The sequence below is a fragment of the Deltaproteobacteria bacterium genome (genome assembly GCA_016874775.1).
Classification (GTDB): Bacteria; Desulfobacterota; Binatia; order Bin18; family Bin18; genus VGTJ01.
In genome coordinates this window covers 1-9,679 of sequence record VGTJ01000207.1, presented here as the reverse complement: position 1 = coordinate 9,679, position 9,679 = coordinate 1, and the positions used below count along the sequence as shown (strand labels likewise).

The 9,679-nt window shown below is 52.7% G+C and carries 10 protein-coding genes and 1 pseudogene; 6 read left to right on the top strand and 5 right to left on the bottom strand.

Going from position 1 to position 9,679, the window contains the following annotated elements; translation table 11 throughout:
- The first annotated feature begins 135 nt into the window (after positions 1–135).
- From FJ147_24785 to FJ147_24770, 4 genes and pseudogenes are all read left to right on the top strand, one after another.
- The gene (locus FJ147_24785) at positions 136–1,602 is read left to right on the top strand and encodes a phospholipid carrier-dependent glycosyltransferase (protein ID MBM4259102.1); all 1,467 of its coding nucleotides are present in this window, start codon (positions 136–138) and stop codon (positions 1,600–1,602) included.
- A 77-nt stretch (positions 1,603–1,679) separates the two neighbouring features.
- On the top strand, positions 1,680–2,651 hold the full coding sequence (locus FJ147_24780) for a DMT family transporter (GenBank protein MBM4259101.1): 972 nt from the start codon (positions 1,680–1,682) through the stop codon (positions 2,649–2,651).
- A 177-nt stretch (positions 2,652–2,828) separates the two neighbouring features.
- Positions 2,829–3,503: pseudogene (locus FJ147_24775) on the top strand (VWA domain-containing protein).
- Positions 3,504–3,584: 81 nt separating this feature from the next.
- The gene (locus FJ147_24770; protein ID MBM4259100.1) at positions 3,585–4,502 is read left to right on the top strand and encodes a formylglycine-generating enzyme family protein; all 918 of its coding nucleotides are present in this window, start codon (positions 3,585–3,587) and stop codon (positions 4,500–4,502) included.
- Between the two features lie 82 nt (positions 4,503–4,584).
- Here FJ147_24770 and FJ147_24765 read toward each other — a convergent pair whose 3' ends face one another.
- From FJ147_24765 to FJ147_24750, 4 genes are all read right to left on the bottom strand, one after another.
- Positions 4,585–4,956, bottom strand: coding sequence for a clan AA aspartic protease (locus FJ147_24765; protein ID MBM4259099.1), 372 nt, complete (start codon positions 4,954–4,956; stop codon positions 4,585–4,587).
- Positions 4,953–5,222, bottom strand: a complete 270-nt coding sequence (locus FJ147_24760) for a hypothetical protein (protein MBM4259098.1) — start codon at positions 5,220–5,222, stop codon at positions 4,953–4,955. Before FJ147_24760 ends, FJ147_24765 begins: the two co-directional genes overlap by 4 nt.
- Positions 5,223–5,304: 82 nt before the next feature.
- The gene (locus FJ147_24755) at positions 5,305–6,555 is read right to left on the bottom strand and encodes a hypothetical protein (protein MBM4259097.1); all 1,251 of its coding nucleotides are present in this window, start codon (positions 6,553–6,555) and stop codon (positions 5,305–5,307) included.
- 119 nt (positions 6,556–6,674) lie between these two features.
- On the bottom strand, positions 6,675–7,817 hold the full coding sequence (locus FJ147_24750) for a long-chain fatty acid--CoA ligase (protein MBM4259096.1): 1,143 nt from the start codon (positions 7,815–7,817) through the stop codon (positions 6,675–6,677).
- 95 nt (positions 7,818–7,912) lie between these two features.
- Here FJ147_24750 and FJ147_24745 point away from each other — a divergent pair, with 95 nt between their 5' ends.
- Both FJ147_24745 and FJ147_24740 read left to right on the top strand, forming a co-directional pair.
- Entirely contained in the window at positions 7,913–8,272 is a 360-nt protein-coding gene (locus tag FJ147_24745) for a tetratricopeptide repeat protein (GenBank protein MBM4259095.1), read from the top strand.
- A gap of 13 nt (positions 8,273–8,285) precedes the next feature.
- Positions 8,286–9,107: an alpha/beta fold hydrolase gene (locus FJ147_24740; protein ID MBM4259094.1), complete on the top strand. Its 822-nt coding sequence runs from the start codon at positions 8,286–8,288 to the stop codon at positions 9,105–9,107.
- Between the two features lie 58 nt (positions 9,108–9,165).
- On the opposite strand, the gene FJ147_24735 is transcribed toward FJ147_24740, so the two are convergent.
- Positions 9,166–9,498 carry a hypothetical protein gene (locus FJ147_24735; GenBank protein ID MBM4259093.1) on the bottom strand — a complete coding sequence of 111 codons (333 nt, stop codon included), beginning with the start codon at positions 9,496–9,498 and terminating at the stop codon, positions 9,166–9,168.
- Positions 9,499–9,679 lie beyond the last annotated feature (181 nt).

Here is a 9,679-nt window from a genome sequence, read left to right as displayed (position 1 = left end):
GCCTACAGGTCTCCGACGATGAGTTTCAAGCGCTCAATATCAAACCCGGTAAGTTTCATGGCGATTGGAACTATACGCTTCTTCCTCGCTCTTAATCGGTAACTTAATTCTTGCCCATGCCTTAGTGGTGAATGGCTGGGGGGTTCATTCTATGAAGCGTCAACGCGATGGGGGTTCCTCTTGCCGACGAGGGTGTTTTACGGACTCTTTGATGTGAACGAGGTAAGCTCAGCGCTCTGGTCGATGCTGCTCTCGCTTGGAACCATAGCTGTCGGCTACCTCTTGGGCAGTTATGTCGGTGGTCGTGACGCAGGGTATCTCGCTGCGGTGTTGATCGCGATATTCCCATTGGAAGTGGCTTGTGCAGGACAGTTGTTGGCAGATGCACCGCTGAGTTTTTGGCTGCTCTTGGCTCTGTACTGCTTTGTTCGTGGAGATGAGAGTGACACGCCAGGGGGACGAAGATCATACTTTTTCACGAGTGGTCTCGCTTTGGGAATGGCGTATGCGACAAAGTTTGTGGCCGTCCTTCTCTGTCCCTTTTTTCTTGTCCTTGTCCTCCTCCGACGGCGTATTGACTGGTCTCAGCTATGGATTGCCTGTGGTTTTGCTGTGATATTCACGGCTGAATATCTCATGTTTGCTTGGTATTCAGGCAACGGTTGGCTGCGGCTGGAGAGTGTCCTGGCTGATCGTGCAGATACGGCCCAACTGTCTGCCGCGCAAGCTGCCGCGTGGAAGCTCGACACCCTCAGTACGTCAGTGTGGCATTACCTGTACTGGATGTTCGTTGATATACATCACGTCGGTGCCGTGTTTCTCTTATTCGGAATCCTTGGCGGAATTGCCCTTGTTGTCCCGCGTTGGCAGGAGACGGAAGAGCGCCTCACCAGAAGTTATGGGAGCGTGCTCTTGTGGGCGGGAACGTTGCTGGTGATGCTCAGTTGTTATCCGACGAGCACTACGCCCTACGTGCCAATATATAAAGTGCCCTACTATATGCTGATGTTTACTGCACCGCTGCTGGTGGCTGCGGCTGTGCTGCTGGCTCGCATGTCACGACGATTCCAGTATGTGAGCCTTGCAGCTGTGGGAGTCAGCGGAATGCTCTGCCTGATTCTTTCCTACGAAGGTCATCGTGAGCGAGTGGACAATGTCCGTGTACTCTATGCTTTTGCCGAGGCACACTCCGATCGCCCGTTGTATGCGCTGAAGCGCGATGTCGATCTCCTGCGGTTTTTCGCTCGTTTTGCTCCTACACGTGAATACAAGATCATGGGGACGGAGAAATTTGCCAAGCAGGAATACTCGACCGATGATCTTTCGTCACTGCAGCGAGCCTATGTTGCGGTGGATCAGCATTTTCTCATCTTCGACAAAGCGCGTTACGATTTTCTCAGCCAGACTTCTCAACCGCCGCCGTCCTGGCGTATCGTTTTAACGTATCAGCGGCAGTCGCATTGGCTGAAAAGAGTGGTACTCAACAGTGTCGATGTTACCCATCAGCGCGGGATAGTAAGCGATGCCGTGCGCGAAGCGCTGCTTGCTAAACTACAGGGATGGTCGCATACCGATCCACTGGTGATTTACGCGGTTGATTAAGCTCTCTCTCATCGTGTTTGTCGCTGCCGGTGTTCCTCTCTGGATTCTCGTCGTTCCTGCTGATAGGGAAAGCGGCGATGGAGAAAAAAACGACGAATGTGGCAGACCAGCCACTTGATCTTTTTGCGACCTCCCTGACCGTTCTTCTCTGTGCTATTTGGGGCGGAGCGTTTGTTGGCATCAAGATCAGTACCTTGGATATGCCGGTGATCGGTTCCGGTGCGATCCGCTTTGGCTTGACTGCCGTCGTGCTGTTGCTGTGGGCTTTTTATCAACGCGTGCCGCTTCGCTATGGGCCTGCAGAGATGAAGTCACTGGCGGTGCTGACGGTCATGTTTTTTTATATCAACCTCACAGCCTATGTTGGGACCTCGTGGACGACGGCAGGAAGAGCGACGGTATTCTTTTACACACAGCCGTTATTTCTTGCGTTGCTTGCTCCGTATTTTCTTCCTGGTGATCAGTTGACGAGTCGAAAACTTTGCGGACTCGGCCTGGCACTGTGCGGTATCGTTGCGTTGTTCTTTACCAAGCTGAGTGGGCGAGAAACGTCGACTTTGGCCGGAGATATCTTTGTTCTGAGCGGTGCCCTTGTGAGCGCGTTCTCGGGCATTGCGACGAAGCGAACCGCTGGTCGGATCCATCCGGTGGCACTGATCTGCTGGCAGTGTTGGCTATCATGGCCGTTGCTGGCACTTTTGTCTTGGTGGTTAGAAGCAGGACGACCATTCGAGTTTACTGGACGTGCGGTCGCGGCGATTTTGTATCTGGGATTGATCTCTGCCGCATTTGGTTTTGTTGCCTATGCCTGGTTGCTGCAACGTAACTCTGCCACGCGGGTAACAGCGCTGACCTTCCTCGCGCCTGTATTTGGTGTCGCGTACAGTTGGCTCATTTTCCGTGAGGCCTTCACACCTGTGCAATTGCTTGGGGTGCTGGGGGTGTGTCTTGGTGTGTATGTTGTGAATAGTCGAGGGGCGTCACGGCAATCCTCCGTTGCCGTTGAGTCAACTTCGTCTGGGGAGACGGAGCCCGAGGCTTCAAGTTAGCAGTCTGTCTGCAGAGTCTGGCGTCCACTGCATCTTGAGGTCGCAGGCTGCGACCTCAAGTCTGTGATTAAGCCGAAAGGCGTCCCACTGTTGGCTTGACCAACAGTACATTCTGCATGATAAAGGAAGAACAAAACTTGTTGTTCTCATCATCCTCGGAATAAAAGGGAGAGGATAATGCCTGAGACGCCGACGCTTGAAGATGCCGTGGAGTTTGCCGAGAATCCTGAGCCACGTCGCCCTTGCGTATTGCTATTGGACACCTCGGGTTCTATGTAAGGTGCAGCAATTGCTGCGCTCAATCAAGGATTGCGCATATTTCAAGATGAATTGACCAAAGATGCCCTTGCCTCAAAACGGGTCGAAGTCGCTGTGGTGTCTTTTGATAGCGAGGCGCAGGTCGTGCAGGACTTTATCTCTGCTGATCGTTTCGCTCCGCCAACGCTTACCGCGCAAGGACTCACGCACATGGGGAGTGGGATCCACAAAGCACTGGATCTCATTCAGGCGCGCAAGGTTCAGTATCGTGCTAACGGCATCTCGTATTATCGTCCGTGGGTGTTCTTGATTACTGCCGGTGCCCCACAAGGAGAATCCGACGGAGTGGTTGAGCGGGCGACTCAACGAATAAAAGACGACGAAGACAACAAACGGGTTGTGTTCTTTGCCGTTGGGGTTGAGAGTGCCGACATGGCACGCTTGAGCAACATTGTCGTGCGTGCGCCGCTCAAGTTGCTTGGGCTGAACTTTGCTGAGATGTTTGTCTGGCTCTCCACCAGTATGCAAAAAGTTTCGCAGTCGAAGCTCGATGAACAAGTGGCATTGCCACCTCCTGGCTGGGGAAAGATCTGAAGCAATGCGTCAGGACGGCTCATCGTGGCGAATCCTTGCTGCCTCGGTACGAGGTACCAGTCATGAAAAGACCGGCCAGCCATGTCAGGATGCGCATATGTTAGGTACTCGACAACAACTTGGCGTTCCCCAGCACCGACAGTTCGATCGCGAAAACGGTTGCTATGGGTACTATTCGTGTCAGGAATCATGGTCGGTCTGTTGTTGCCTCAAGTCGTTTCCTTCGTACAGAGAACGAGGTTAGAGTGGGAAGTCGCTCGACTGGAAGCAGAACGGAAACTCGAAGAAACGCGACAGCGCCAGGAGGAAGAGAGACGTCAGTGGTCGAGCGAGATGGTGGTAGTTCCGAAGGGGATAGGAAGGTTTTTCGGGAAGTGTACTAAAGACGGTGCTGAATGTGACAATGGTGAGGAGTCTGGGCGACCGGTCTATGTTGCTGCTTTTAAAATAGACAAGACCGAGGTGACGGTTTCAGCGTATCAACGTTGTGTAGATGCAGGCCGATGTAAACGGCCAGGTGCAGGAGGAGATTGTAACTGGAACAAGACCGAGCGCGGAAATCCCCCAATCAACTGTGTATACTCTGATAAGGCGGAAACCTATTGCAGGTGGGCAGGCAAACGATTGCCAGCAGATTTAGAGTGGCAGAAAGCAGCACGAGGGGCGGATGGACGCATGTTTCCGTGGAGTAATGAGTGGGATGCTCGAAATTTGAACTGGTACTGGAACCATGGAGGATACAAGGGAACCTCACCAGTTGGGTTCTTTCCTGCTGGTGCCTCGCCGTACGGAGTCTTGGATATGGCAGGGAATGTGCGGGAATGGGTAGTAGACGAGAAGAGCAGAAGACATTTTGTGCGCGGTGGATCGTGGGAAGATACTGGCGAGCAGGATCATTTATTTTTTCGCCTGGACACCGGCATTCGTACGTTCCCAGGCAGTGTGACGGCCACACTAGGTTTCCAGTGTGCTAGTAGTACTTTAGAAACTGAAGGGTAAAGGGGATTGGGTTCTATACTTACTGTCGGGGTGGCTTGTTCCTCTCTATTCTCTTTCTAATCACTATCTGTTTTGTTTTGGATCAAGGTAGGCGGTCGATCGTCACCAAGCCATTGTTGGTGACATCGAGGCAAACCCGCGAGCCGGTGAGTAAAGCCATGCCGACTAAAGGTGTACCGTCCACGGCAAGCACGAGGCCTTCCCGAATTTGCCCGTCCCAGACCACTGTGCCAGTAAACATATCGAGGTCTGCGGATTGTCCATTCCCTAAAATCACTTGCATCATCCCCTCATAGGAAAACCCTAACCGTGCAATCTGCGGTAGGGGCAAGGTAAGAAAATCTGTAAAGCCTGTATCGATGACTGCCTCTGTTGCTTCCACCTGGCCCTGGCTTCCCAATAAGGAAAGAGGGATACGGGCTTCTCGTCCGTCGACGATATGTCCTGTAATCATGGGCGATTCACCTGAATCGTCCCACCGATCCGATGGGCTCCCCGATGGCCGATACGCAGGAGATAGCGTGCACCATCAGGTCGTTTTGCTTTGGCGCGTTTGAGTGCGGCCATTTCATCCTGATCAATCTCATAGTCTCCGGTTTCAATATCAATCACTAAGAATTTACCAATGTTGCCTGGTGTCACTTTGTCACGGAGTTGCTCGTCATAGAGTTTGCGCCCACGTTCGGCGATCTCCTGACTACTGTATCGAGGATGAAGCATAGTTCATGTTTCCTTTGATTGTCACCTGCACAAAGTTTAGTATTGGCCAGAACCACATCCAGAGCTTGTAATGATGTGCTCTTTAGAGCTCGACTTCAACCCATCGCAGCAAATCCGTGATCCGCGACCGACCGCCATGCCGCCAACTCAGCGGTGGGGTTTGCATAGTGCCGATGGGACAAATGCGACTGACGCCTGCCTGCCCTAGGATGTCAGCAAGCGCCAAGTTTCGTGTCGCGGGAGCAGCAATGCCAACGGCTTCAAGATACGGCTGCCAGGGCATTAACAGTTCGTGCAGTTGTGTGAGCGACGAAAGAGGCTTGATACGAATCGTACGATAGAGCGGTGACGGAGTAAATGTTGGATCAGCCTCATAGATCACGGTCCATGCTGTTCCCTGTGAACTCGTATAGAGCGCGACATCTTTCCCGGCCACCGCTTGCCATTCAGCTTCATCGCGCGCGCGACGAATGGCCACACTCACATCCTGAGGGGCCTGCCCACGTGGTAACGTTTGCTCCCATGCGGTAAGCGCTTCGGCAACCAAGGATGCAAACATCTGTGGCGAAACCGCTCCGCCTTCTTCGACATAGATGAGCTGTGGTGAGAGACAGCCTTGTTGATCAAAGAGAGCAACATCGTACGCAGCTTTTTGCGCGAGTGTCTGGGCATCGTTGAGTGCTTCTTTGGTGATGGCGGCAAAACTAATCTTATGACCGTAACCAATAAACTTCCCTTTCACTTGTGAGCGAATAGCGGCAAGGCTTCTGTCTGATCCTGAGGCAATGACAACATCCGCCCGTCCGAAGGCGGTTTCCTCTAATGGTAAGCTGCCACCAGGCCAGGTAACCACGGTTAAACAGGCGCCGAGCTCGGGATCCACCTGAGTGAGTGTCCGAGCGAACAGCAGCGGCAGACTTGAGTTGTGTGATGATGTCTTCAGTAGCGTCGCTGATTTCACCAGCAGTGAAAAAATGACGCTATCGAGCCCGGCGCCGGGAAGATTGCCCGCCAGGACATGGCTGGTTAATGTCGGACCATAGGCCCTGCGTCGTTTTCCATTGATTGTGACGAATGAATCGAGGGCAGTGAGATCACCGAACTCTTCTTGCAGGAGCGTTGTTAATCGCTCAGCGCGATACTCCTGAAACACGAGTGGCAATGTGTGACGGACCATCGCCGGAGAGAGGCCGGTCTCCGGGGGAAGTGTTGTTTCTGCTTCACGTCGCTCCTCGGAATGAGGATCGAGCAAGCGGGCGATTACTGCGTCAATACATGTGAGGATTTCTTGCAGTGGACGATGGACGAGGTGTTGCTCGCGGGCGAAGAGCATCTGGTCGATCAGTTTGCTGAGACCTGTGGGAGAAACGGGGTGCACGTGAGAGAAAATAAAACGTAAATGTGTAAAACGTAAAGGGGGAGGGGAAGTGGTTACGTTTTACGCTTTACGTATTACGCTCCCTCTGCTTGCAAAATCTCCTCCAACATCAACGCACATCCCCGCGCTTCAGATCCTGGCGCCCGTCCTGTGATTTCGAACCCGTCACCAACGGTATACCCGAGATCGTCAGTTTGGATTGCCATGACTGAGCCACTATTGGCAAGATCGAAATGACGCAGAATACCGACCTGTCCCGGCGGCACCTCTTCGAGTGTTTCAGGATCAACTACGAGTGTGCGCACCCAAGCTGGACCGATCTTGTAGCGTGGCTCGTTACTCTGCCGAAAGCGGTTGTACAATACGTTGTCGTAAAATTGCGAGGCCATTTCGGTCATGCCGTACTCGTTGACACAATAGTACCCCGCGACTTTCAAATATTTCCAGCAAGACTGGAGGACCCCGTTACGAGAAATTGGTCGCCTGAGACCTTTGTTGCCTCCGGTGTCCATAATACGGCTCCCACCGGGAAGGGCGAACTGCTGCTCTCGCGTTTCGCACCAATCAAAGAACGCAACCAGTGCCGAAGTAATAGCAAGAATGCACACCGGCGTTCCTTCACGCTGCGCTTGAGCCACAGCGTCTGCGAACGCTTCGATATGCACTCCCTGTGGATCAATAAAGGCGGTGCTTCCTGCCGCGCTGAGGTTGGTCATAATCCATTCTGCCATTTGGGTCAGAGATGATTGTGGCCGTGCTTCTGGCGAAGGAATGAGCGCTAAGGTGCGGAGTCGTCGATTGTCAGGCAATACGCAACTCGTGAAGTGGCCTAGTGCGGATGCGTGGTAGAGTGCAAGATCAGGGACAAGATGGCGTCCACGCTTTTCCTGGCCGCGAGTGGTGCCACTGGTGAGAAAAATCTTCTCTGGTGAACCACAGGCTAAATCGAGTTCTTTAAATGCGACCGTGGGCACGGCAGGAATATCCTGCCATCGTGTAACGGTATTCGGAGTCTGTCCACGAGCCTGACAAAACCGCTGATACGGAAGGTTGAGCTCGAATTGTTGCGCAAAAACTGCAAGGGCAAGAGCGTTAAAGTCTTTGTCCTGTGGGCTGTGGATAAAATCGAGGACTTGAGTGTCTACGGCTGAGAGTGACATAGGGGTGTTGCGTGCTTCGGGTTGTGTGTTTGGTTGAGTCATTGCTGAAGATGCCATGAAAGCTCGGGTTCGTAACCTCCCCTGGGGTTGGTCGACACTGGCAAATGGGTTAGAGTTTTGGGGCTGAGTATTTCCTCGTGTGAGGAGGGCCTATGGCTGATCTGCAAGCGATGTACGATAAAGCCTATGACTTGTTGTGCGATGGGAATGCCGAAGAGGCAATAGCTGCGTATCAAGCAATTCTGGCAATTGATCCGAATCACCTCGAAGCTGCTCATGATTTGGCGCACGCGTATGCTGATGCTGAACAGCTTGACGATGCGATTGCGGCAGCGCGACGATTGACTGAGCTGACACCAGAAGACCCAATGGGATTTACTTTGATGTCTCGCTTCTATCAGCAGAAAGGTATGGTGCCAGAGGCGGAAGCGGAAGCTGCAAAAGCGCGGATGCTCGACTGGAAGCGTCAACTCCTGGAAAAGAAGGCAACAAAGTCCCCGACCAATCAGTGAAAGGATCGCAGACATGCCTCACCTCAACTCCAACGGCATCAAGATCTACTATGAAGAACACGGCAGTGGTGCCCCGTTACTGTTAATCATGGGGTTCACTGTGAGTGCAGTCGGATGGCATTGGAACATTCCGACCTTTGCGCAGCATTTTCGTACCATTGCGTTTGATAACCGTGGAGTAGGGCGAAGCGATAAACCTGATGTGCCATACTCGATGACCATGTTTGCTGATGATACGGCCGGTGTTCTTTATGCGCTTAGGGTTGAGCAGGCCCACGTCTTTGGTATTTCCATGGGAGGCATGATCGCCCAAGAGTTCACGTTACGGTACCCGCAGCGAGTAAAGACTTTGACGCTCGGCTGTACAAATTGTGGTGGACCAAACACTGTGCTGTCAAAAGATCCAGACGTGCTGAATATGCTGGGGAACATTGCCTCGGTTGAGGTCCAACAAGCTGCACTGGTCATGACAAAAGTTGCGATAACTCCATGGTTTTTGCAGAACCGATTGAACACGTTGCTGGAACTGAACCAACTATCCGCACAGCATCCGACACCAAAGCACGGCATGGTGCAACAAATGCAAGCAATCTTGAGCCATGATACCTATGAACGATTGCCGCAGATTCGGGTTCCCACGTTGGTGATTACCGGAAAAGAAGACGGTTTAGTCCCACCAGAGAACTCAGTGACGTTAGCGCAGCGAATTCCCAATGCTGATTTAATGATTTTGTCGAACGCAAGCCATTTGTTTAACATCGAGTTACCAGCGGCGACAGCAGACGTCGTCACTGGATTTATTCAGCGGCAGCGGGAATGGACAACCGCGCCATAGGCTGGAGGGAGACCAAAGGGCTGTAGGCCGTAAGGGAAGAACGATGAACTCTCATAGCCTATGGTCTGGGGTCTGAAACCTCTTCGCATTTCTTCTTTTCGTTTTGGCAGATGTTCAAAGCGTCTTGGCACGCTTGTTCGCGACCGATCAAGCCTTTGAGGCGTTGATTCTCATCCATCACTCGTTGTTGCTTCTCTGCCTGGTCTGTGACCGTTGCTTGTAACTGTCCGACTTTGCTGGGGATCACGTTTGTCAGGTACGAAGACGTGAGACTCAGCCGTTCAAGAGTCAGTCCGACGAAGAGCGACAAAAGGCCGAATCCTGCGCTTCTCACGTACTGCCCGAGTGTTCTCGACTGCCCTCCACCTGCTGCCTGCGCGTTGTTTATCATGTCTTCCTCCTCACCGGATTCACGGACAGTAAGGCGGTGGCAGGAAACAACTTACCGCAATAGTGATTGACCGGAGTGGAGAGCCTCTGCACAAGAGCAGGGATGAGAGACGAGACCATTGTGTGCTGGCTTCGGTCTAAGTATCGAAGTCTGGTCGAAGAGCTGGATGAACGCGGGCGAC

Excerpts from the sequence above, each read along its gene's own strand:
- FJ147_24780 (MBM4259101.1), top strand. The coding sequence starts at position 1,680 with ATGGAGAAAAAAACGACGAATGTGGCAGACCAGCCACTTGATCTTTTT.
- FJ147_24770 (MBM4259100.1), top strand. The coding sequence starts at position 3,585 with ATGTCAGGATGCGCATATGTTAGGTACTCGACAACAACTTGGCGTTCC.
- FJ147_24765 (MBM4259099.1), bottom strand. The coding sequence starts at position 4,956 with ATGATTACAGGACATATCGTCGACGGACGAGAAGCCCGTATCCCTCTT.
- FJ147_24760 (MBM4259098.1), bottom strand. The coding sequence starts at position 5,222 with ATGCTTCATCCTCGATACAGTAGTCAGGAGATCGCCGAACGTGGGCGC.
- FJ147_24755 (MBM4259097.1), bottom strand. The coding sequence starts at position 6,555 with ATGCTCTTCGCCCGCGAGCAACACCTCGTCCATCGTCCACTGCAAGAA.
- FJ147_24750 (MBM4259096.1), bottom strand. The coding sequence starts at position 7,817 with ATGGCATCTTCAGCAATGACTCAACCAAACACACAACCCGAAGCACGC.
- FJ147_24745 (MBM4259095.1), top strand. The coding sequence starts at position 7,913 with ATGGCTGATCTGCAAGCGATGTACGATAAAGCCTATGACTTGTTGTGC.
- FJ147_24740 (MBM4259094.1), top strand. The coding sequence starts at position 8,286 with ATGCCTCACCTCAACTCCAACGGCATCAAGATCTACTATGAAGAACAC.
- FJ147_24735 (MBM4259093.1), bottom strand. The coding sequence starts at position 9,498 with ATGATAAACAACGCGCAGGCAGCAGGTGGAGGGCAGTCGAGAACACTC.